This window comes from Cupriavidus sp. MP-37, assembly GCF_020618415.1.
In the GTDB taxonomy this organism is placed as follows: domain Bacteria; phylum Pseudomonadota; class Gammaproteobacteria; order Burkholderiales; family Burkholderiaceae; genus Cupriavidus.
The window spans coordinates 922,132-944,727 of record NZ_CP085345.1 but is presented as its reverse complement, the minus strand read 5'-3'; the positions used below and the strand labels follow the sequence as shown (position 1 = coordinate 944,727).

The 22,596-nt window shown below is 69.7% G+C and carries 19 protein-coding genes; 8 read left to right on the top strand and 11 right to left on the bottom strand.

The genetic code is table 11. The features are described from left to right. Window positions 1-34 precede the first annotated feature (34 nt). The 5 genes from LIN44_RS20805 to LIN44_RS20785 form a co-directional block, all read right to left on the bottom strand. Entirely contained in the window at window positions 35-400 is a 366-nt protein-coding gene (locus LIN44_RS20805) for a Zn-ribbon domain-containing OB-fold protein (protein ID WP_227316132.1), read from the bottom strand. Beyond that, the gene (locus LIN44_RS20800) at window positions 397-1,539 is read right to left on the bottom strand and encodes a thiolase family protein (protein WP_227316131.1); all 1,143 of its coding nucleotides are present in this window, start codon (window positions 1,537-1,539) and stop codon (window positions 397-399) included. Before LIN44_RS20800 ends, LIN44_RS20805 begins: the two co-directional genes overlap by 4 nt. A gap of 1 nt (window position 1,540) precedes the next feature. After that, window positions 1,541-2,782, bottom strand: a complete 1,242-nt coding sequence (locus LIN44_RS20795) for an ABC transporter substrate-binding protein (protein ID WP_227316130.1) — start codon at window positions 2,780-2,782, stop codon at window positions 1,541-1,543. Beyond that, a complete protein-coding gene (locus LIN44_RS20790; RefSeq protein ID WP_227316129.1) occupies window positions 2,779-3,633 on the bottom strand; it encodes an IclR family transcriptional regulator in 855 nt (284 codons plus the stop codon). The genes LIN44_RS20795 and LIN44_RS20790 overlap by 4 nt, the downstream gene beginning before the upstream one ends. A 147-nt stretch (window positions 3,634-3,780) precedes the next feature. Next, the gene (locus LIN44_RS20785) at window positions 3,781-4,308 is read right to left on the bottom strand and encodes a MarR family winged helix-turn-helix transcriptional regulator (RefSeq protein WP_227316128.1); all 528 of its coding nucleotides are present in this window, start codon (window positions 4,306-4,308) and stop codon (window positions 3,781-3,783) included. A 374-nt stretch (window positions 4,309-4,682) separates the two neighbouring features. Between LIN44_RS20785 and LIN44_RS20780 the strand changes: the two genes are divergently transcribed. The 6 genes from LIN44_RS20780 to LIN44_RS20755 all read left to right on the top strand — a co-directional run bounded on the left by LIN44_RS20780 (window position 4,683) and on the right by LIN44_RS20755 (window position 11,015). Continuing rightward, window positions 4,683-5,630 carry a tripartite tricarboxylate transporter substrate binding protein gene (locus tag LIN44_RS20780; protein WP_227316389.1) on the top strand — a complete coding sequence of 316 codons (948 nt, stop codon included), beginning with the start codon at window positions 4,683-4,685 and terminating at the stop codon, window positions 5,628-5,630. Between the two features lie 61 nt (window positions 5,631-5,691). Continuing rightward, entirely contained in the window at window positions 5,692-7,983 is a 2,292-nt protein-coding gene (locus LIN44_RS20775; RefSeq protein ID WP_227316127.1) for a xanthine dehydrogenase family protein molybdopterin-binding subunit, read from the top strand. Beyond that, complete coding sequence (locus LIN44_RS20770) at window positions 7,976-8,842, top strand: xanthine dehydrogenase family protein subunit M (protein ID WP_227316126.1); 867 nt, start codon at window positions 7,976-7,978, stop codon at window positions 8,840-8,842. Before LIN44_RS20775 ends, LIN44_RS20770 begins: the two co-directional genes overlap by 8 nt. Before the next feature lie 9 nt (window positions 8,843-8,851). After that, window positions 8,852-9,328, top strand: a complete 477-nt coding sequence (locus LIN44_RS20765; protein WP_227316125.1) for a (2Fe-2S)-binding protein — start codon at window positions 8,852-8,854, stop codon at window positions 9,326-9,328. Continuing rightward, complete coding sequence (locus tag LIN44_RS20760; protein WP_227316124.1) at window positions 9,318-10,061, top strand: CoxG family protein; 744 nt, start codon at window positions 9,318-9,320, stop codon at window positions 10,059-10,061. The genes LIN44_RS20765 and LIN44_RS20760 overlap by 11 nt, the downstream gene beginning before the upstream one ends. Window positions 10,062-10,163: 102 nt before the next feature. Then, on the top strand, window positions 10,164-11,015 hold the full coding sequence (locus LIN44_RS20755; RefSeq protein WP_227316123.1) for an IclR family transcriptional regulator: 852 nt from the start codon (window positions 10,164-10,166) through the stop codon (window positions 11,013-11,015). Window positions 11,016-11,025: 10 nt separating this feature from the next. Here LIN44_RS20755 and LIN44_RS20750 read toward each other — a convergent pair whose 3' ends face one another. The 4 genes from LIN44_RS20750 to LIN44_RS20735 all read right to left on the bottom strand — a co-directional run bounded on the left by LIN44_RS20750 (window position 11,026) and on the right by LIN44_RS20735 (window position 16,193). After that, window positions 11,026-11,871, bottom strand: coding sequence for an IclR family transcriptional regulator (locus LIN44_RS20750; RefSeq protein ID WP_227316122.1), 846 nt, complete (start codon window positions 11,869-11,871; stop codon window positions 11,026-11,028). Between the two features lie 70 nt (window positions 11,872-11,941). Next, window positions 11,942-13,078, bottom strand: coding sequence for an FAD-dependent monooxygenase (locus LIN44_RS20745; protein WP_227316121.1), 1,137 nt, complete (start codon window positions 13,076-13,078; stop codon window positions 11,942-11,944). A gap of 687 nt (window positions 13,079-13,765) precedes the next feature. Continuing rightward, window positions 13,766-15,001: an acyl-CoA dehydrogenase family protein gene (locus LIN44_RS20740; protein WP_227316120.1), complete on the bottom strand. Its 1,236-nt coding sequence runs from the start codon at window positions 14,999-15,001 to the stop codon at window positions 13,766-13,768. A gap of 40 nt (window positions 15,002-15,041) precedes the next feature. After that, on the bottom strand, window positions 15,042-16,193 hold the full coding sequence (locus tag LIN44_RS20735; protein ID WP_227316119.1) for an acyl-CoA dehydrogenase family protein: 1,152 nt from the start codon (window positions 16,191-16,193) through the stop codon (window positions 15,042-15,044). 253 nt (window positions 16,194-16,446) lie between these two features. Between LIN44_RS20735 and LIN44_RS20730 the strand changes: the two genes are divergently transcribed. Both LIN44_RS20730 and LIN44_RS20725 read left to right on the top strand, forming a co-directional pair. After that, on the top strand, window positions 16,447-17,994 hold the full coding sequence (locus LIN44_RS20730) for an AMP-binding protein (RefSeq protein ID WP_227316118.1): 1,548 nt from the start codon (window positions 16,447-16,449) through the stop codon (window positions 17,992-17,994). Between the two features lie 169 nt (window positions 17,995-18,163). Beyond that, complete coding sequence (locus LIN44_RS20725; RefSeq protein WP_227316117.1) at window positions 18,164-20,920, top strand: LuxR C-terminal-related transcriptional regulator; 2,757 nt, start codon at window positions 18,164-18,166, stop codon at window positions 20,918-20,920. A 15-nt stretch (window positions 20,921-20,935) separates the two neighbouring features. Here the strand turns inward: LIN44_RS20725 and LIN44_RS20720 are convergent, their stop codons facing one another. Next, window positions 20,936-21,607 carry a nitroreductase gene (locus tag LIN44_RS20720; RefSeq protein ID WP_227316116.1) on the bottom strand — a complete coding sequence of 224 codons (672 nt, stop codon included), beginning with the start codon at window positions 21,605-21,607 and terminating at the stop codon, window positions 20,936-20,938. Between the two features lie 24 nt (window positions 21,608-21,631). Beyond that, complete coding sequence (locus tag LIN44_RS20715) at window positions 21,632-22,507, bottom strand: crotonase/enoyl-CoA hydratase family protein (RefSeq protein ID WP_227316115.1); 876 nt, start codon at window positions 22,505-22,507, stop codon at window positions 21,632-21,634. Window positions 22,508-22,596: the final 89 nt, after the last annotated feature.

The following is a 22,596-nucleotide window of genomic DNA, read 5'->3' as shown; positions in this document are numbered from 1 at the left end:
GGGAACGGGCGCGCCGGCTGGCGCCCGCGGGCAGCTATTCGCGCAGGAAACGCAGCAGGGTGGCTTCGCCGAAGCGCAGGAAGCCCGCGCGCACGCGCTCGCCGATCGCCACGCCGGGCTCGGCATGGCCCATCACGCGCGGGCCTTCGTCCAGCGTGGCCAGCACCAGCGTGTAAGGTGCCAGGGAGCGGAAGGCATCGGTCGGGGCGCGGCTCACCTCGGTGACCGCATAGACCGTGGCCAGGCCGCCGGCATCGCGCCAGTGCAGTTGCAGGCTGCCGCAGGCGCGGCAGGCGTGGCGTTCCAGCGGCTGCCAGGCGCCGCAGTCGCCGCAGCACTGGTAGCGCACCACGCCGGCAGCGAGTCCGTCGGCATAGGGATGACGGGCGGGACCGCTCATGTTGCGGCCTCCAGCACCAGGCTGACATGCGACGACAGCACGCCGCCGTCGGCATGGAACAGCGCGCGGCGGCGCCGGCTCAGCTGGCGTTCACCGGCGCGGCCGGCGAGCTGGCGCGCGGCTTCGGCGAGATGCATCAGCCCGCCCGCCACGCCGGAGTGGCCGAACGCCAGCAGTCCGCCATGCGGATTGAGCGGCAGCGCGCCATCGCAGCCGAAATCGCCGGCATGCAGCCGCGCGTGCGCTTGCCCGCGCGGCGCCAGTCCCAGTTCTTCCAGCAGCATGACCAGGGTGATGGTGAAGGAATCGTAGATCGCCAGGCAATCGATGCTGTCCACGTCGCCGCCGGCCTCGGCAAAGGCGCGCCGGGCGGCGTCGGCGGCGCCGGTCTGCATCACGTCGTCGAGCGCGCCGAGGTGCTGATGCCGGTGTGCCTGGCCGGCGCCGGCGATGCGCACCGGCGTGCCGGCGCCAGGCTGGGCGGAGACGATCACCGCAACCGCGCCATCGGAAATCGGGCAGCAGTCGGACAGCCGCAGCGGCGTGGCGATCGCACGCGCGGTGCGGGCCTGCGCGAGCGTCAGCGGCTCGCGCAGGTGCGCATCCGGATGGCCGGCGGCATGCGCGCGCATCAGCACTGCAAAGCCGGACAGCGCGTCGGCATCCATGCCGGTCTGGTGCAGGTAGCGCGATGCCAGCAGCGCGTAGTAGGCCGGCACCGAGGCGCCGTTGGGCACCTCGGCATGCGGCTCGCCCACCTGCGCCAGCGTCTGGATCGACTGGTCGCGGCTCTGGCCGCTCAGGCGGTTCTCGCCCGCGACCACCAGCACATGGCGGCAGCGCCCGGCGCGCACCAGTTCGTGCGCCAGCATCGCCATCACGCCGCCGGTGGCGCCGCCCGCGGCCACGCCGTGGGCGTAGGCCGGCCTGAGCGAGGCGTATTCGCAGAAGCGGTCGGCCAGCATCAGGTGCGGCAGCGTGGTGGCATAGCCGCACAGCACGCCGTCGAGTTCGGCGCGCGCCAGCCCGGCGTCGGCGATCGCGGCATCGGCGGCCTGCGCCATCAGCGTCAGCGGCGTGCTGCCATCGATGCGGCCGAAGCGCGTATTGCCGGTGCCGCGTACATAGGTGGCGTTCATGTCAGTGCCGCAGCAGCGGGCATTTCGACTTCGCGGCCGGCATGAAGGCCTGCTCGCCGGGCACCGTCGCCACCACCTTGTAGTAGTCCCACGGGTATTTCGATTCGGCCGGGGTCTTCACCTCGAACAGGTACATGTCGTGGATCATGCGGCCGTCCTCGCGGATGCGGCCGTTCTTCGCGAAGAAGTCGTTGATCGGCATCGACTTCATTTTCTTCATCACCGCCGCGGTGTCGTCGGTGCCCGCGGCCTGCACCGCCTTCAGGTAGTGCGTCACCGACGAATACGCGCCGGCCTGGCTCATGTTGGGCATCTTCTTCAGCTTCTCGAAATAGCGCCGCGACCAGGCGCGGGTGGCATCGTTCATGTCCCAGTAGAAGCCTTCGGTCAGCATGAGGCCGGCCGCGGTCTTGAGGCCGATGGCGTGGATGTCGTTGACATACAGCAGCAGGCCCGCCATGCGCTGGGCGTTGTTGCGCGTGAGGCCGAACTCGGATGCCGCCTTGATCGCGTTGATGGTGTCGCCGCCGGCGTTGGCCAGTCCCACGATCTGGGCCTTGCTGGCCTGCGCCTGCAGCAGGTACGAGGCAAAGTCGCTGGCGCCGATCGGGTGGCGCGCGGCCCCCACCACCTTGCCGCCGGTTTCGTTGATGACCGCGGTGGCTGAGTCTTGCAGCGTGTGACCGAAGGCGTAGTCGGCGGTCAGGAAGAACCAGCTCTTGCCGCCGCGCTGCACCGTGGCGCGCGCGGTGGTGTTGGCCAGCGCGTAGGTGTCGTAGGCGTAGTGCACCGACACCGGCGTGCACAGGTCGTTGGTAATGCGCTCGGTGCCCGGCCCCGAGAACACCACGATGCGGTTCTTCTGCTTCGCCACTTCCAGCACCGCCAGCGCCGGCGCCGACGCGGCCACGTCGAGGATGGCATCGACATGGCCGGTGTCGTACCACTCGCGCGCCTTGTTGGCGGCGATATCGGCCTTGTTCTGGTGATCGACCACCACCAGCTCGATCTTCTTGCCGAGCACCTTGCCGCCGAAATCGTCGATGGCCATCTGCGCCGCGGTGGCGCTGCCGCGGCCGGTGACGTCGGCATACAGGCCGCTCATGTCGAGCAGCATGCCGAGCTTGACCACGTCGTCGGAGATCGCGGCAACGGGCTGGGCCTGCGCGGCGCCGCAGGCCACCGCCGTGGCAGCCGCAAGGGCGCCGGCGGCGCGGCGTCGGATCGAATGGCGAAGCGTCATGGTGTCTCCTCCGGTGTTTCGTGGTTTCTGGTTGCGGCAGGGGCGTGGCCGGGTTTGCGCGGGCGGGCCGCGGGCCGCCCGGTGTCGGCGCTTGCGCCGGCGTGCTGGCGCCAGGCCTGGCAGATGGCATCGGCCTCGCGTTTCAATGCGCGGGCCATGGCGGCCTCGCGACTGGTGATGCGGTCATTGAGCGCGGCGATGCTGAGGGCGCCCAGCGGGTAGCCGTCGGGGCCGGGCAGGGCGATGGCGATGCCGCCCATGCGCTCGATCACCACGTCAAGCAGCACCGCATAGCCGCGCTCGCGCGTCGCGCGCACATGCTCCAGCAGCATGGAGCGGCTGAAGCGCGGGTAGCGGCGCAAGGCCGGCGCGATGCCTTCGAGCACCGCGTCGACCTCGGCATCGGGCAGCGCGGCGAGCAGCGCCAGGCTGCCGGCGCCGACGCCCAGGGGCCGGCGGCTGCCGATCTCCAGGTAGTTGGCGCGGATCGGGAAAGTGCCCAGGCGCAGTTCGATGCAAACGGATTCGCAGCCGCTCGGCACCGACAGGATGGCGCTGTCTTCGAAGGCATTGGCCAGCCGGATCAGCGCCGGACGCACCAGCGGACGCAGGTCGGTGCGATGCAGGGCGGCGGCATGCAACGCCAGCCATTCGCGTCCCGGTGCAAAGGCCTTGGTCGCCGGATCGCGCTGCACCACGCCCTCGGCCGCGAGGGTGTCGAGCAGCCGCAGCGCCGAGGCCTTGTCGACCCCGGCGGCCAGCGCCAGGTCGGTCAGGCGGCGGTTGCGGGCATCGGTCAGCGCGCGCAGCAGGCGGCAAGCCTTCTGCAATGAAGTGCTCGGGATGGTCACGCCGTTCGTCTCCTGGGTCCGGCTTTCGTCAGGTGAAACCGGTAGCAGACGTTATAGGCGATGTGGAAAGCGCCGTCATTCCCTGGCGCGGAGAAGTTTTGCGGGATGAAACTGCGCCGGCAGGCAACCGGCGCGGCCGTGTTTTCCTTATGCCTGCGCGCGCAACAGCTTGCGCAGCCCCTGGTACACCGCCTCGCGCTCCTGCGGCGACAGCTGCCGGATCACCTCGGCCTGTCCGCGCCGCGCCAGCGGCATGACCTGGTCGTGCAGCGCGGTGCCGGCCTCGGTGATGGCGCACATCAGCTTCTTGCGCGGCGTATTGCCGGCGGAGGTCAGCTGCACCAGCCCGCGGTCTTCCAGCAGCCGCAGGGTGCGGCTGACCAGCGCCTTGTCCGAGGTCGACTGCGTCACCAGCTCGGCAAACGGCAACGCGCGCGCATGGGCCAGCAGCGCCAGGATGCGCCATTCGGGCACGGTCAGGCCGAACTGTTCCGCATAAGGCTTGGTGACCGTGCTGCGCAGCGCGGTCACCAGCTGGCTCAGCATCGTGGTCAGGAAGTTGTCGACAGTCAGGCCGCTGCCGTCCTCGTCGAGGTCGGTCCAGGGACTGGTGTTGGCGGCGGGGGCAGTGGCGGGCGCTGGCTTGCCGTTGGCGGGCGCGGCATCACGGGACATGCGTTCCTCTTGGTCTGGTCTGCCGGCCAGGATGCGTGGCCGGTGGGCGGGGCAGATTGTCTCACAGGCGCTTGCCGTTGCCGCCACTGTGTGGCGATTCCGATGAGCAAAAATAAACCCTCAAAAAACAACAGCAGTCAATAGGTGCATAACGTAAGTTGAGTTGTCAACTTGCATTACCTACGATGGTTATGTTCCTTTTTTGAACCTGCGTTTCATTAATAAAACAACCGAAGAGAGTTGTACCAACACCACCCCTGTTTTCGCGATGTGCACAACCCGCTGACTCCCGCATCGCGAATGCGCCCCCACGGGAGCTGTAGATGAGACAACAACGTCCCCGAGGCGCCGCTGCCGCCGTCGCCACCGCTGCCATGGCCGGGCTTGCGCTGAGCGCGAGCACCGCGCTGGCCGCGCCCACCTATCCGTCCAAGGCCGTGACCATGGTGGTGGCCTACCCGCCAGGCGGCGATACCGACGCCATGGCCCGCCTCTACGCCGACAAGCTGTCGGCCCGCCTGAAGCAGCCGGTCATCGTCGAGAACCGTCCCGGCGCCGGCGGCGTGGTGGGTGCCGCATTCGTCAGCCGCGCGCCGGCGGACGGCTACACGCTGCTGTACACGCCCAACCCGTTCACGCTGGCGCCGATGGTGCTGAAGCTGGCGCCGTCGGCCAGCTATGACCCGCTGCACGGCTTCACCCCGGTGATCCAGACCGCCGTGCAGGCGGTGCTGCTGGTGGCCAACCCGCAGGCGGGCGTGAAGACCGTGGGCGAGATGGTGGCCGCTGCCCGGGCCGGCAAGACGCTGACCTATGGCAGCCCGGGCGCGGGCTCGCCGATGCACATCGCCGGCGAGATGCTGAACCGTGCCGCCGGCGTGAAGATCCAGCACGTGCCGTACAAGGGCGTGGCGCCAGCGGTCAACGACGTGGTCGCCGGGCACGTGCCGTTTGCCTACGTCACGCTGGGCCCGGTGGCGCAATACCTCAACACCGGCCGCCTGATCCCGCTGGCGATCACCGATGCGCGGCGCTCGCCGCTGCTGCCCAACGTGCCGACGCTGGCCGAGCTCGGCTACAAGGACGTGGTGGTCGGTGCGTGGCACGGCGTGATGGCGCCGAAAGGCACGCCGCCCGAGGTGGTCAGGACGCTGAACCAGCAGCTCAACGAGGTGCTGCGCCAGCCCGACGTGGCCGACAAGATGGCGACCTTCGGCGCCACCCCCGTCGGCGGCGCGCCGGCCGCGCTGGAGAAGGTCAACGCGGCCGACTACGAGCGCCTGGGCAAGGTGATCCGCGACCTGGCGATCACCGCGGAATGAACGACGCCAGCGCATCGCATTGCAGCGCCACGTCATGGACAACGACAGACAGGAGGCCGGCATGAGCAGGGCCATCGTGGGCACATCCACGCCGCAGGTGACCGCGCGCGAAAAGGTCATGGGGCGCGCACAGTATGCCGGCGACATCAAGCTGCCCGGCATGCTGCACGCCAAGGTGCTGCGCAGCCCGCACCCGCACGCGCGCATCGTGCGCATCGACACCGCCGCCGCGAAGGCCTTGCCCGGCGTGAAGCTGGTCGCGACCGGCCACGACGTGCCCGCCCGCCACTGGGGCCCGCACCGCAAGGAGCAGCGCATCCTGGCTTGCGGCGTGGTGCGGCATGTGGGCGAGGAAGTGGCCGCGGTGGTGGCCGTCAGCGAGGAGATCGCGCGCGATGCGCTGGACCTGATCCACGTCGAGTACGAGACGCTGCCCGCGCTGCTGACGCCGGCCGCGGCGCTGGCCGCGGGCGCGCCGGAGATCCACGCCGGCACCGGCAATATCGGCCATGAAATGCGCATCGAGCGCGGCGACGTCGAGGCCGCGTTCGCATCGTGCGCCGCGGTGTACGAAGCTACCTACGACATGCATTCGCAGTACCCCGGCTACCTCGAGCCGATGGCCTCGGTCGCGGCGCAGGACGGCAACGGGCGGCTCACGCTGTGGGCGTCGACGCAGTCGGTGTTCCTGGCGCGCGCACGGCTGGCCGAGGCGCTGGACCGGCCGGTCTCGACCATCCGCGTGGTGCAGGCCACCACCGGAGGCGGCTTCGGCGCCAAGATCGTCGAGGAGAACAACAGCCTGATCTGCGCTTTCCTGGCAAGCCGGCTGGAGCGCCCGGTGCGGCTGGTCAACAACCGCCTGGAAGATTTCCAGGGCGCGCGCGCCAGCGTGCCGATGCAGGTCTGGCTGCGCCTGGGCCTGTCCGCCGACGGCGTGATCATGGCCAAGGACGTGCGCATCACGGCCGAGTGCGGCGCCTACTCCGGACTTGCCGGCGATGTGATGCACGTCACCGCCATGCGCAGCGACAACATGCATCGCGTGCGCAACGTGCGCTCGCACGCGGTGCTGGCCTATACCAACAACCCGCCGCGCGGCGCCTTCCGCGGCTTCGGCGGGCAGCAGATGCAGTTTCCGCTGAACTGCCACCTGACGGTGCTGGCCGGCATGCTCGGCATCGACCCGGTCGAAGTGCACAAGCGCAATGCCATCGGCGCTGGCGAGACCAGCGTGCACGGCTGGAAGATCAGCAGCACCGGCATGGCCGAATGCCTCGACATGGCGCGCCGCGCCATCGGCTGGGACGAAAAGCGCGCGGCCCCGCGCGGCAGCGGCACGCGCCGGCGCGGCGTCGGCATTGCCGCGGCGATGCATGTCAGCGGCAACCGCACGCTCGGCAACTGGGACGGCTCGACCATCCTGCTCAAGCTCAACGAGGACGGCCGCGTGATGCTGCAGACCAGCGAGTGCGACATGGGGCAGGGCGCCAACACCATGCTCAGCCAGATCTGCGCGCAGGAGTTGGGGATTCCGCTGGCGCACGTCACCGTGATGGCGACGGATACCGATACCGCGCCGTTCTGCCTGGGCTCGCTGGCGTCGCGCGTGACCATCATCGCCGGCAACGCGGTGCTGCGCGCGGCGCGCGAGGCGCGGCAAAAGCTGCTGGCGCTGGCGGCGGAAAAGCTCGGCGTGGATGCGCAACAACTGGTGATCGCCGATGGCCGCATCGCCGTGGCGGACCAGCCGGAGCGGTCCGCCACGCTGGCCGAGATCGCGCGCCTGCACATCTTCCGCCACGGCGGCGAGGGCATCCACGTACGCGCCAGCTACGACGCGCCCACGGTGATGCACGACGCCGACTACTACGGCAACGTCGCGCCCGCGCATTCGTTCGCGGCGCAGGCGGTCGAAGTGGAGGTCGACACCTGTACCGGCCAGGTCAGCGTAATCGACAGCTTTGTCGCCGACGACTGCGGCAAGGCCATCAACCCGCTCGCCGTGCATGGCCAGACCCACGGCGCCACCGTGCAGGCGATCGGCTGGACCCTGTACGAGCACCTGCAATACGAGGACGGCCGCCTGATGAACGGCAACTTCGCCGACTACACCATGCCCACCGCCGACGCGGTGCCGATGCTGCGCACCGACGTGGTGGAATCGAACGACCCCAACGGCCCCTACGGCGCCAAGGGCGCCAGCGAGACCGCGATCCTGCCGGGCGCGGCGGCGATCGCCAACGCCGTGTTCGACGCGGTCGGCGTGCGCATCCAGTCGTTGCCGATCACGCCGGAGAAGGTGCTGGCGGGCCTGCGCGAACTGCATGACAAGGAGGCCGCCCATGCGTGACTTTGCCTTCCTGGAGCCGGCCACCGTGGCCGAAGCCAGCCACATGCTGGCCGACCTGGGCGACAGCTGCCGCGTCTTTGCCGGCGGCACCGCGCTGATGCTCGGCATGCGCCAGCGCATGCTGGCGCCCAGCCACCTGGTGTCGCTGGGCCGGCTCGATGCGCTGCGCGGCATCACCTTCGATGCGCGCGAGGGCCTGCGCATCGGTGCGCTGACCCTGCATGCCGAGCTCGCGCGCTCGCCGCTGGTGCAGGCGCACTATCCGATGCTGGCCAGCATGGCGGCGCGCGTGGCCAACCCGCAGGTGCGCAACCAGGGCACCGTTGGCGGCAATCTCTGCTATGCCGACCCGGCCACCGATCCGCCCGGCTGCCTGATGGCGCTGGGTGCGCAGGTCGTGGTCAGCGGCCGCGGCGGCGAGCGCGTGATCGGCATCGAGGACTTTCTGGTCGACTACTACGTCACGGCGCTGGCGCCGGATGAAATCGTCACGCAGATCCGTGTGCCGGCGCCGGGTGCCGGCGCCGATGGCCACTATGCGCGCTTCCTGCGCACGGCGGCCGAGCACCGCCCGCTGGCCAGCGTGGCACTGGCGGTGCGGCGCGAGGGCGCGTTCTGCGTCGAGGCCCGCCTGGCGGTGGGCGCTTCCACGCCGGTGCCATGCCGGCTGGCGCGCGCCGAGGCGCTGCTGGCCGGCCACAACGTGACGGCGGAACTGGCCGCGCAGGCCGCCGACCTGGTTGCAGAAGATATCAACGCGGTGTCGGACGCGCGCGGATCAGCGGCCTACCGCCGCGAGATGGTGCGCGTGGTCGCGCGCCGCACCATTGCCGCATTGTTCGGCGTGGCATCGGAATAAGGAGTTCCCATGATTCCAGTCAGCATAGAACTCACCGTCAACGGTGAAGAACACCAGGTGCAGGTGCCGGCGCGGCGCCTGCTTGCCGACCTGCTGCGCGACGACCTGAACCTGACCGGCACCAAGCGCGGCTGCGAGACCGGCATCTGCGGCGCCTGCTCGGTGCTGGTCGACGGCGAGGTGGTCAAGTCCTGCCTGATGCTCGCGGTGCAGGCGCGCGGCCGCCACGTGATGACGGTGGAAGGCCTGGCCGCCGACGGCCAGCTGCATCCGCTGCAGCAAAGCTTCATGGAGCACGGCGGGCTGCAGTGCGGCTATTGCACGCCGGGCTTCCTGATGGCGGCGTGCGCGCTGCTCGCCAACAATCCCAATCCGACCGAAGAGGAAGTCCGTCATGGCCTGAACGGCAACCTGTGCCGTTGCACCGGCTATGTCGGCATCGTCGAATCGGTCCTGTCCGCCGCGGAGGCAATGCGTGGAAATTGAAAAGACCCTGGTCACCGCGGCGCCGCCGGCGCGCGTGTGGGAGCTGCTGCTCGACCCCAACGTGATGGGCGCATGCGTGCCCGGCATGGAATCGATCGAAGTGCTCAGCGAGGCCGAGTACGTCGCGCACATGGCGGTAAAGATCGCTTTCATCAACGCGCGCTTCCGGCTGCATACCAAGATCGTCGAGACCCGCGTGCCCCATTACCTGCGCACCGAGGGCACCGGCGAGGACGCTTCGGTGGCCAGCTCGCTGCGGCAGTCGAGCGAGTTGTTCCTGACGCCGCTGGACGATGGCGGCACGCAGCTGCGCATCAAGGTGCAGGTGGATGTGCTGGGCCGGCTGGGTACCTTCGGCCTGAGCGTGATGAAGACCAAGGCTGACCGCATGTGGGACGAGTTCGGCGCCAACCTGCTGGCGCGGCTGGAGTCGAAGGGCGGACAGGCCGAGGCGGCGCGGCAGGCGCCCGCGCTGGCGCAGGCGGCCGCCGTCGCGCCGCGTACGGCCGCCAACGGCCACGCAGTGCTGCCGGCGCGCCTGGAGGTGCCGCAAGCCGCTCCGGCCGGGCTGTGGGCGCGCCTGTTCGGGCGCGGCGACGCCGCGCGCGGACCGCTTGCCGAGATCTGCATCGAGCTGCGCCGTGCCGACGAGACCATCGTGGTGCGCTGGCCCGCGGCGCATGGCGAGCAGTGCGCGGCGTGGCTGCGCGAGTACCTGCGCGCGGGCGTATAGCGGCTGGCCGGCGAGGGATGGTCCGCAATACGGGTACCCTATCGGGTGCGGGCGTGATATATGAGAGCGTTGCGCCAACACCGAATATTGCAGAGACAGACCATGACGACCGATTCGCCGCAGGAAGATACGCAGGAAGGCGGCCAGGAGAGTGCACCGGAGGGTGCGCAGGACAAGTACATCGTGCCGGGGCTGGAGCGCGGCCTGCGCCTGCTGGGCGAATTCAGCAGCCGCGAGCGCACCCTGTCGGCCGCCGAGCTGGCGCGTCGGCTCAAGGTGCCGCGCTCGACCGTGTTCCGGCTGCTGGCCACGCTGGAAATGATGGGCTTCGTCGAGCGCACCGACGGCGGGCGCGAGTTCCGGCTGGGCATGGCGGTGCTGCGCCTCGGCTTCGACTACCTGGCCTCGCTCGAGCTGACCGAGCTGGGCCGCCCGTTGCTGGACCGGCTGCGCGACGAGATCCACTACCCGTGCAACCTGGTCGTGCGCGACGGGCGCTCCATCGTCTATGTGGCCAAGTCGGTGGCATCGCGCCCGTTTGCCAGCACCGTCAATGTCGGCACCCGGCTGCCGGCGCATGCCACGGTGCTGGGGCGCGTGCTGCTGGAAGACCTGTCGCTGGCCGAACTGCGCGCGCTCTATCCGGAAGAGCGGCTGGAAGTCTATTCGGAAAGCACGCCGCGCACGGTCGAAGAGCTGTACGAAATGGTCCAGCGCGACCGCCAGCGCGGCTATGTGCTGCACGAAGGCTTCTTCGAGGCCAGCATCTCCACCATCGCGGCGCCGGTGCGCGACCGCAGCGGCAAGGTGACGGCGGCGCTGGGCGCGACCATTCCGGCCGCGCGCATCGATCCGGACCAGCTCGACCACATGGTGGAACAGGTGCGGCGGGCCGCGGCGGAGCTGTCGCGGCTGCTCGATTACCGGCCTGAGGTGCCCAGGCCTTTCGCCTGACAAGACGGGATCACCGCGCAGCAGTGTCGCCGCGGTAACCCATCAGCCCGGACAGGTCGCGCGCGGCCTGCCGCACTTCCCTGGCGACGCGCTCGCGCAGCGCACTGTCGGCTTCGAAGCGCTGCTGCGGCCCGGCCACGCTGATGGCGGCGATCACCGCGCCGTCGGTGCCGCGCACCGGCGCCGCGCAGGCATCGATGCCGGGTTCGTAGGCGGAGAAACTCCACGCGCAGCCGCGTTCGCGGTCGGCCGCCAGGATCTCGGCCAGCCGCGCGTGGGTGGCCGGGCTCTGCCCGGTGACCGCCGGCAGCGGATCGGGCCCCAGCAATTCGCGCAGCGTCTCGGGCGGCAGTTCGGCAATCAGCATCCGGCCCGGCGTGGTCAGGTGCGCCGCCACGCGGCTGCCCACCTGGATATTGCTGACCAGCGCCGCCGCCGGCATCTGCCGCAGCAGGTAGAGCGCATCGCCGCCGTCGCGCACCGCCAGGTAGGCCGACAGCTGCAGCGAAGCACTGAGCCGGGCCAGCACGCGCCCGGCAAAGCTGGTCAGGTCATTGGAGGCCAGCACGCGCGACGCCAGCTTGAGGAAGTTGAAGCCGACCCGATGGCCGCCTTGCGGCAGCCGCTCGACCATGCCTTCATGCTCCAGCGTATCGAGCAGGCGCATCACGGTGACCCGGTTCACGTCGATGCGGCGGCCGACCTCGCTCAGGTTGGCGGTGGCGCCGCCTTCGGCGATAAAGCGCAGCAGGCGCAGGCCGCGGATCACCGGCGACACCAGCTGGGCCTCGCGGGCATCTTCCGGTGCGGCGGCGTCGTCGAGGTCAGGTTCGGTCGGCAGGCGTGACTTGGGCATGTTGGCGTGGGCAATCCATGGAAAACGGCCGCGCAGGCGGCCGTGCTGGCGTGGAACGCGGGCCGGCGGCTCAGCCGAGCGCGACGTTCCAGGCGTCGTAATCGTACACCCAGTCGGCATTGCCGCCTTCCTTGAGCCAGGCGTTGCTGCGCGAGCCGATCTGGATGCGGCTGGTGCGCGCGTGGCGCGCGGCCTGATAGCGCGCCAGCGCGGCCGGCACGCCGGCGGCACGGTCGCCGGCGGCATCGGCCAGGCAGCGCGCCAGCACCACGCCGTCCTCGATCGCCATGCCCGCGCCCTGCGCCATGAACGGCATCATCGGATGGCAGGCGTCGCCCATCAGCGTGACCGGCCCCGCCGACCAGGCCGGCAGCGGATCGCGCACGTACAGCGCGGAGATCAGCACCTCGTCGCAGGCGTCGAGCAGCGCGCGCGCCTCGGGATGGAAGCCGGCATAGGCGTTGCGCAGCTCTTCCACGCGGCCCGGCGTGGTCCATGACTCATGACGCCAGGCTTCCTGCGCGACGGTGGCGAAGATAAAGATGTCGCGGCCGCGGTTGAGCGGAAAGGTGACGATCTGCGTGGCCGCGTCCGGGCCCCACCACTTGGTGAAGGCGCCGAGGTTGGGCACGCCGGCGAGGCGCGCAGCCGGCACCACCGCGCGATAGGCCACCACGCCGGTGAAGATCGGGCTTTCCTGGCCGAACAGAGCAGTGCGCACGGTGGAATGGATGCCGTCGGCGCCGACCAGCACATCGACCTGCTCCTGCGCGCCATTGGCGAATCGCAGCGTGGCGCCATCGGCCCGGGCCTCGATCGCCACGGCCTTGTGGTCGAGCCGCACGCAGGCGGCGGGCAGGGCGGCTTCCAGTGCAGTCATCAGGTCGGCGCGGTGCATGGTCAGTTGGGGCGCGCCGTAGCGGCGCTCGGCCTCTTCCTGCATCGGCAGCCGCGAGGTTTCGGCGCCGGTATCCCACATGCGGCTGATGCGGTGGCTGGGGCGCGCGGCGGTGTCGCGCAGGGCCTCGCCAACGCCAAGCCCGTCCAGCGCGCGCACGGCGTTGGGTGTCAGGTTGATGTCGGCGCCGACGCGGGCAAAGCGGGGGGCTTGTTCGTAGACGATCGGGTCCAGCCCGAGTTTGCGTAGTGCGATAGCGGCGGCGAGGCCGCCTATGCCGGCGCCGTTGATTCCGATTTTGAGAGGCATGTTTTCCCAGTTGATGCTGTGTTTGTTCAAAAATGAACTAGATGTTCATAAAAATATATGGATGAGAGAGGTGAGCGTCAATTAAGGGGGAACCCTAGGAGGGAGCTTTTGGGAGAAATGCGGTGATTTGTCGTTCTTGGCGGGCGCGGCAAGAAACGCGTCGCCTGTGCGAATCAATTTGACGGTGGTTCTGGCGGTGGTGCTTTCCGTTTGGGCGGGGGTGCCCGTTCGGCCCTGCTACGCTATGTGACTCAGGGGCGGTCCCTGCGATCACCGACCCGACCGGCAGCGCCAAGCGAGCGCAGCGACGCGTTCCGTGCCAGAGCCGGCGCCCCGCGATACTGACGGCGCAGCAGCCGTAGGCGTTCCTACGATAAGACCAGCAGCAGGCGGCCACTCCGCGCTCTGGGCTCGTTCAATCACCCCTTCAACGCCCCTGCCACCGTGGTGCACCACCGCGGCAGGCAGTCCAGCTATGTGAGGAAGCAAAGCCCCGTACGAAAACCCCCAGGCACACTACGATAAGACATGCCGCCCGCAGGGCAGTAAACGCGCTTTTTGGTTACTTTTTGTCGCTCGGACAAAAAGTGACCCGCCCAGGAGGGCGGAACCAGGCGGTTCAAAAACCACCAGCATGTCACCAACAGCGAACACCCCAAAAAACAGATCGAACGCCGCCCCCCGACCTCAAAGCCCCAACACAACCTTAGCAATAATATTCCGCTGAATCTCATTAGACCCCCCATAGATCGAAGCCTTGCGATAGTTGAAATAGCGCGGCGCCAGCACCGCCGCATAATCCGGCCCGACCCGCGGGGATGCCTCGCGTCCCTGCAACTCTGCCCAGGTGTCCTGCACAAACGGCAGCGCCGCAGGCCCCGCCGCCTCTACCGCAAGCTCGCTCGCCGCCTGCAGCGTCTCGGTGCCCGTGAGCTTGAGCATGCTCGACACAGCACCGATCGAGGTGCCCGATTCCACACCGGAAAACACCCGCCATTCCACCGCTTCCAGCGCGGCCGTACGCAGGTGCAGCGCCGCCAGCTTGCGGCGGAACATGGGGTCGTCCAGCAGCCGGCCACCGTCGTCGCCAGCCTGCTCCACCGCGATTTCCGCGATCTTGGACAACTGCTTGCGCAGCGTTGGGCTATACGTGCCGCCGCGCTCGAACTCCAGCAGGTACTTGGCGTAGGTCCAGCCCTTGCCTTCCTCGCCGATGCGGTTGGCCACCGGCACCCGCACGTTCTCGAAGAAGACCTGGTTCACCTCCTGCTGGCCCGGCATCGGGCCGTCCAGCGTCGGCAGCGGCGACACCGTGATGCCGGGCGAGTGCATGTCGAGCAGCAGGAACGAAATCCCCTCCTGGCGCTTCGATTCGCGGCTGGTGCGCACCAGGCAGAACATCCAGTCGGCCCATTGCGCGTGCGTGGTCCAGATCTTGGAGCCGTTCAGCAGGTAGTGCTCGCCGTCGCTGTCGGTGCCGTGGTCGGCGCGCAGCTGCAGCGACGCCAGGTCGGAGCCGGAGTTGGGCTCGGAGTAGCCCTGGCACCACCAGACATCGGAGCTGAGGATGGGCGGCAGGAAGCGCTGCTTCTGCTCGGGCGTGCCGTACTTCATGATCACCGGCGCCACCATCTTCAGGCCCATCGGCGATACCGGCGGGCAACCCGCCGCGGCCAGCTCGGACTGGAAGATAAAGCGCTGCGCCGCGCTCCAGCCCGGGCCGCCATATTCCTTTGGCCAGTTCGGCGCGGCCCAGCCGCGCGCGTGCAGCGCCTTTTGCCAGCGCACCTGTCCGGCCTTGTCGAGGTAGCCGTTCTTGGACTGCGCCATCATCGCGCGCAGGTCGGCGTCATAGGCCTGGGCAATCCAGGCGCGCACGTCTTCGCGGAACTGCTGGTCTTGCGGGGAGAGATCGAGATGCATCGACGGGCCTCGCTGGTAATCGATGTTTATCGGGATGGCTTCAGGCCGCGGTCCGGGCGGGGTAGAGCAGGTCGGCATAGCGGCGCAGGTGGTGCTCGGCCGAGCCGAATTGCAGGTCGATCGCCGTGACCCGCTTGAAGTAGTGGCCCACGGCCAGTTCCTCGGTCACGCCCATGCCGCCGTGGATCTGCACCGCGCCCTGGCCGACAAAGGCGCCCGCCTGGCCGGCCTGGATCTTGGCCGCGCACGCGGCCTGCGCGCGCACCGGCGGCGCGCTGGCGGCCTGCATCGCGGCAACCTGGGTCAGTGCCACGGCTTGCTCCAGCTGCATGTACATATCGGCCATGCGGTGCTGCAGCGCCTGGAAGGTGCCGATCGGCACGCCAAACTGCTTGCGCTGGCGCGCGTAGTCGATGGTGTCGGCCAGCATGCGTGCCATCGCGCCATTGGCCTCGGCGGCCAGCGCGATCATGGCGTGGTCGCACAGCAGCTCGATCAGCGCCAGGGCGTCGCCTTCGGCGCCGATACGCTGGCTGGCGGGCACCTGCACGTTGTCGAGCAGCACCTCGGCGGCGCGCTGCCCGTCGAAGGTGGGATATTCGCGCAGCGTGACGCCGGGCGTGTCGCGCGCGATCCAGAACAGGCTGATGCCGCGCTGGTCCCGGCGCGCGCCGCCGGTTCGCGCGCTGACCACCAGGTGCGATGCGAACGGCGCGCCGGCCACGGCGTGCTTGTGGCCGTTGAGCCGGTAGCCGTCGCCCTGGCGCGTGGCGCTGGCCTGCACATCGTGACGGCAGTAGCGGCTGGCGGGCTCGGCATGGGCCCACGCCACGGTGGCCTCGCCGCCGATGATGGCCGGGATCCACTGCGCGGCCAGTTCGGGGTTGCCGTGCATCAGCGCGCCGCCGCCCAGCACCACGGTGCCCAGGTACGGCTCCAGCACCAGGTGGCGGCCCAGCTGTTCCATCACCACCATATGCTCGACCGCGCCGCCTCCGAGGCCGCCCAGTCGCTCGGGGAAGGCCGCGCCGAGGATGCCGAGGTCGCGCGCAAACGCGCGCCAGCAGTCCGGGCGCCAACCTGCTGCGGACTGCGCTGCCGCGCGGCGGGCTTCGAAATCATAGTGATCGGCCAGGTAACGCGCGAGCGTGTCGCGCAGCATCGACTGTTCTTCGCTGAACTGGAAATCCACCTTGGCTCCTTCGGATAGGGGTGAGGCGTGAGGGCGGTAGTCTGGCGGGCATCTTCCGGCCAGGCCGGCAGGGGGCGCATCGTCGCATCGGACGAAGCTGAAGCGTGGGTCGGGGGCGCCTTCCTTTGCGGCGCTGCGGCAAAACCGGGGCGGGCCGCTTCGTCGCTTCCGACGATGGTTGAACCGGCCAGGGTTCCGAGAATGCGGAACCGGCATCCGCCGAGCCACCATCCCAGTCGAGGAGCTCCACGCCATGCATCCGCACATCCACGCGCAGCGCACGCCCGACAAGCCCGCCGTCATCATGGGCGGCAGCGGCGCGGTCGTCACCTACCGCGAGCTGGACCAGCGCTCGAACCAGGTCGCGCACCTGTTCCGCAAGCTGGGGCTGCAACCCGGCGACCGCGTGGCCTTCATGGTGGAGAACCATCCACGGCTGTTCGAGCTGTGCTGGGGCGCCCAGCGCAGCGGCATCGTCTATATCTGCCTGAGCACGCGCCTGAACGCCGCCGACGCTGCCTATATCGTCAACGACAGCGGAGCGCGCGTGCTGGTCACCACGCACGCGCAGGCGGAAATTGCCGCGGCGCTGAGCGGGCAGACGCCGGCGCTTCAGGCCCGCCTGATGCTGGACGGCACGGTGCCGGGCTATGACGCCTATGAGGCCGCGCTGGCCGCCTGCCCGGCCACGCGCATCGACAACGAGGTGACCGGCGGCGACATGCTGTATTCGTCCGGCACCACCGGCCGGCCCAAGGGCGTCTACGCGCCGCCGTCGAGTCCCGACATCGAGGCACCGACGACGCTGACCGCGCTGTGCCAGCGGCTCTACGGCTTCGATGCCGATACCCGCTACCTGTCGCCCGCGCCGCTGTACCACGCGGCACCATTGCGCTACACCATGACGGTGCAAGCGCTGGGCGGGACCGCGGTGGTGATGGAGCATTTCGACGCCGAGCAGTTCCTGCGGCTGGTGCAGCAACACCGCATCACGCATACGCAGCTGGTGCCGACGATGTTCTCGCGCATGCTCAAGCTGCCCGAGGCGCAGCGCCAGCGCTATGACGTATCGTCGCTGCGTGTGGCGATCCACGCTGCGGCGCCGTGCCCGGTGCAGGTCAAGGAAGCGATGATCGCGTGGTGGGGGCCGGTGATCTGGGAGTACTACGCCGGCACCGAAGGCAACGGCGTGACCGTGGTCGACACGCCGCAATGGCTGGAACGCAAGGGCACGGTCGGGCGGGCGATGGTCGGCAAGCTGCGCATCTGCGGGCCGGACGGCGCGCTGCTGCCGCCCGGCGAGCCGGGCACGATCTACTTTGCCGAGGGCCGCCCCTTCACCTACCACAATGACGCCGCCAAGACCGCGGAGACGCGCCATCCGCAGCATCCGGACTGGAGCACCATCGGCGATGTCGGCTATGTGGACGCGGACGGCTATCTGTACCTGACCGACCGCAAGGCCAACATGATCATCTCGGGCGGCGTCAACATCTACCCGCAAGAGGCCGAGAACCTGCTGATGACGCATCCCAAGGTGATGGATGTCGCCGTGATCGGCGTGCCCAACGAGGACTTCGGCGAAGAGGTCAAGGCCGTGGTGCAGCCCGCCGACATGGGCCAGGCCGGACCCGAGCTGGCGGCCGAGCTGATCGCGTTCTGCCGTGCCAACCTGTCGGCGATCAAGTGCCCGCGCTCGGTGGACTTCGAGCCCGAGCTGCCGCGGCTGCCCACCGGCAAGCTGCTCAAGCGGCTGCTGCGCGACCGCTACTGGGCCGGGCACGCCAGCAAGCTGGTGTGAGGCACCGGCAAGCGGTGCCTCGCCGCTGCCCGCGTTTTCGGCAGGGCAGCGGTTTACGTCATAATTCCCCACTACACCACAGCCACGGCCACCTGCCTGCATCTTGCAGCCGGGGGCGCAGCGCGGCGCCCGGCAAGGGCCGCGATGTGCGGGAGACGACAAACAGCCAATGGCAAGTATCGAGGAGACCGGACGGCGCACGCCGCCACCCGCCGGCGCGGCATCGCTGGCCGCCAAGCTGCGCCCGCCGCTGCTGACCCCGTTCCAGGTCCAGCGCGCGGCGATCTGCGAGGCCGTGTGCGCGGCGGGCTTCGTCAAGCTGGTGCTGGTGCGCGCGCCCGCCGGCTTCGGCAAGACCACCGCCATGCTCCAGTGCCGCGCGCGGCTCGAAGCCGCGGGCGGCCGCACCGCATGGCTGACGCTGGACCGCGCGGACAATGACACCACGCGCTTCCTCGGCTCGATCGAGGCCGCCATCGCGCAAGGCCTGGGCAGCGGCGGGCCGGACCGGTCCGCGCGCCAGGCGCTGGCGCAGGACCCGGGCGAGCAGGCGCTTGCGCTGATCGACCGCCTCGCCAGCCATCACGGCGACTTCACGCTGTTCCTCGACGATTTCGAAGCCATCCAGAACGCGGCGGTGGCGGGCCTGGTCTGGCAACTGGTGGAAAGCCTGCCGCCGGGCTGCCGCGTGGTGATCGGCACGCGCTGGGTGCCCGAAACCGGCCTGGCGCGCTTGCGCGCGCGCGGCGAACTGCTCGAGATCGAACCGGCGCAGCTGCGCTTCTCCGCCGACGAGACCGCGTCCTTCCTGCGCCAGGCGCGCGGGCTGAAGCTGGAGCAGGCCGCCATCAGCGCGCTGCACCGGCGCACCGAGGGCTGGGCCACGGCGCTGTGGCTGGCGTCGGTGGCGCTGGAGCGGCGCAGCCAGCCGGAGGGCTTTATCGCCGGCTTTTCGGGCTCGAACGCGGCCATTGCCGATTACCTGGTCGAAGACGTTTTCCTGCACCTGCCCGAGCCGGTGCGTGACTTCCTGCTGCGCACTTCGATCCTGGACCAGTTGTGCGGGCCGCTGTGCGATGCGGTGTGCCAGCCCGCCGCCGGCGGCAGCGAGGAGATCCTCGCCTGGCTGGAGCGCGCCAACCTGTTCCTGCTGCCGCTGGAGAGCGAACGCTATGGCGAACGCGGCTCCGGCGCCGCGCCCGAGCAGTGGTATCGCTATCACAGCCTGTTTTCCGGTTTCCTGCGCGCGCAGCTGGCGCAGGCCATGCCCGCATCGGTGCCGCAGCTGCACCTGGCGGCGTCGCGCTGGTATGAGTCGCAGGGGCGCCTGGTGCCCGCCATCGAACATGCCTTTGCCGCCGGCGCGCTGGCGCATGCGCTGCAGTTGCTCGACGGCGCCGCCGACGACCTGCTGGCGCAGGGCCGCATGCGCCTGCTGACGCGCTGGCTCGAGGCGGTGCCTGCCGATGAGCTGGCCCGGCTGCCCAAGCTGCAGATCGCGCGGGTGTGGGCGGTGTCGTTCACGCGCGGGCCGGCCGAAGCCATCGCGCTGCTGCAGCAGATCCCCACCGCAGGCGCGGCCGGCGACCTGCTGGCCCATATCCGCGCGCTGCGCCACATGCTGCTGAACATGATGGACCGCTTCGACGACGCGCGCGCCTTTGCCCGCAACGAGCTGCCGCCGTTGCCGATGGGCTATGCCTTCCCCGACGCGATCCTGGCCACCTCGATGGCGCGGCTGGCCGCGGTGGCCGGCGATTATCCCGAGTCGCGCCGGCTGCTGCAGGTGGCGCGGCATGCGGTGCGCGGTTCGGACAGCAACTTCAACAAGATCTTCTCGGAGTCGGTCGAGGGGCTGATCGACCTGCGCCAGGGGCGGCTGCAGCAGGCGCTGGCGCGCTTCCGCATCGCCGCCAGCACGATGCTGCCGAACCGCTTCGGGCCCACCAACGGCAACGCCATGGCCGGCATCCTGCTGGCCGAGGGCCTCTACGAGAGCGGCGATTCCGAGCGCGCCAGCCGCCTGCTCAACGTCTACCTGCCGCTGTCGCGCGACCTCGGCCTGCCCGACCAGATCATCACCGGGCATGCGGTGCTGGCCCGCATCGCCTTCGAGCGCGGCGAGGCCGACCAGGCGCACGAATGGCTGGCGCAGCTCGAAGCGCTGGGGCATCACCGCGGCCTGACGCGGCTGGTGATGGCCGCGATGCTGGAGCGCGCGCGCCTGGCGCTGCGCCAGGGCAATGTGCACGCCGCGCAAGAAGCCATCGAGCGCGCCGCCGATCCGGCGCTGTGGCGCACGCGCCCCGGCGTCAGCTCCTTTGCCAGCGATGTCGAGGACATCACGCTCGGCCGGCTGCGGCTGGACCTGTATGCGCGCCCCGGCACGCCGGTGCGCGAGGCCATCGAGCGCGAGCTGGCGGCCGCCGCCGGCAACCAGCTGATGCGGCGCGCGCTCAAGCTGCGCATCCTGCTGGCGCAGGCATGGCAGCGCACCGGTGACGGCGCGCATGCGCTGGTAGTGATGGGCGAGGCGTTGCGCTTCGGCGCCGCCGAAGGCTTTATCCGCATCTTTGCCGACGAGGGTGACGATGTGCGCCGGCTGGTGGCCGACGCCTGCGCGCGGCAGGCCGCCAGCCTGCCGGCCCCTTATGTCGAAAAGCTGCTGCAGGCTTGCGGCCAGGCCGCCGCAGAGCCGCCCGGCGCCGGCCGGCCCGCGCCGCCGGCGCTGGTCGAGCCGCTGACGCCCAAGGAGCAGAAGGTGCTGCACCTGCTTGCCGAGGGCTATTCCAACGTCGCCATGGCCGAGCGCCTGTTCGTGTCCGAGACCACGGTGCGCACGCACCTGCGCAATATCAGCGCCAAGCTGCACGCCAGCAACCGCACCCAGGCGGTTGCGATCGCGCGCCAGCTGGGCCTGCTCTAAGCCTGCGCCGGCAGCTCAGATACCCATGAACTCGGTGAATTCCGCCAGCGGCGCGCGCGCGGCGCGCAAGCGGTTGGCGGGCGCCTCGGGGTCTTCGTAGCCGATCGCCATGCCGCTGAACAGCATCCGTTCGGCGGGCAGCGACAGGAAATCGGCAACGGTCTGCGGATACATCGCCCAGCACTCCTGCGCGCAGCTGTCCAGGCCTTCTTCGCGCAGCAGCAGCATCACGGTCTGCAGGTACATGCCGAGGTCCGACCATTGCGGCGGGCCCATGCGCCGGTCCACCGTGCAGAACAGCGCCAGCGGCGCGCCGAAGAAGGTGAAGTTGCGAGCGAACTGCGCCAGCCGCCGGGCCTTGTCCTCGCGCGGGATGCCGAGGTGGTGGTAGAGCGCCTCGCCCACCTGGAAGCGGCGCTCGCGGTAGGGCGAGACCAGTTCGCGCGGGTAGATGTCATACTCGCGCGCTTCGCCGGAGGGGGCCTCGGCAATGCGCGTGCGCATGATGCCGCGCAGCCGCTCCAGCGCCTCGCCGCCGACCACATGGATATGCCAGGGCTGCAGGTTGCCGCCGGACGGGGCGCGCGCGGCGGCGTCGAGCACGCGGCGGATGGTGTCGGGCGCAACCGCCCGGGGCAGGAAGCCGCGGACGGACTTGCGGCTGGCGACGGCCTGGCTGACTTTCATCGTGACTCCGTGGAAAAAAGCGGCTCAGGCGAAGGGCGGCTCGCTGGTCCAGTCGAAGAAGTCCGGCATGTCCTGCGACACGGTCTCCGGGAACGCGGCGGGGCGCTTTTCCAGGAACGCGCTGACGCCTTCCTTGACGTCGGCGGAGCGTCCGCGCGACTGGATTGCGCGGCTGTCGAGCTTGTGCGCTTCCATCGGATGGCTGGCGCCGGCCATGCGCCAGATCAGCTGGCGCGAGATCGCCACCGACACCGGCGCGGCATTGGCGGCGATCTCGCGCGCAATCGCCTGCGCCGCCGGCAACAGGTCTTCGGGGGCGTGCAGCGAGCGCACCAGGCCGCGTTCATGCGCTTCCTGCGCAGTGAACACGCGGCCGGTATAGCACCACTCCAGCGCGGTCGAGATGCCGACCACGCGCGACAGGAACCACGACGATGCCGCTTCCGGCGTGATGCCGCGGCGGGCAAAGACGAAGCCGAACTTGGCGTCGGTCGAGGCCAGCCGAATATCCATCGGCAATTGCATGGTCACGCCCACGCCGACCGCGGCGCCGTTGACCGCGGCGATCACCGGCTTGAGGCTGCGGAAGATGCGCAGCGACACGCGCCCGCCGCCATCGCGATGCGCGGTGTCGGGGCTGGCGCCATAGCGCTTTTCGAAATCGAAGGTGGAACTGCCGCCGGACAGGTCGGCACCGGCGCAGAACGCGCGGCCCGAGCCGGTGACGATCACCGCGCGCACGTTGTCATCGGCATCGGTGGCGTCGAACGCAGCGATCAGCTCGTGCATCATCTGCGCGGTGAAGGCATTAAGCTGGTCCGGGCGGTGCAGGGTGATGGTCGCGACACCGTCTTCGACGGCGTAGCGCAGGGTTTCGAACGAAGGCGTGGCTTGCGTCATGCGGGCTCCTGCTGGGACGTAGGAAGGGACGCCGGAGGTGCCGGGACAAGCGCCGGCAGCGGGGGCGGGGCTCGCCCAACACTAGTGCA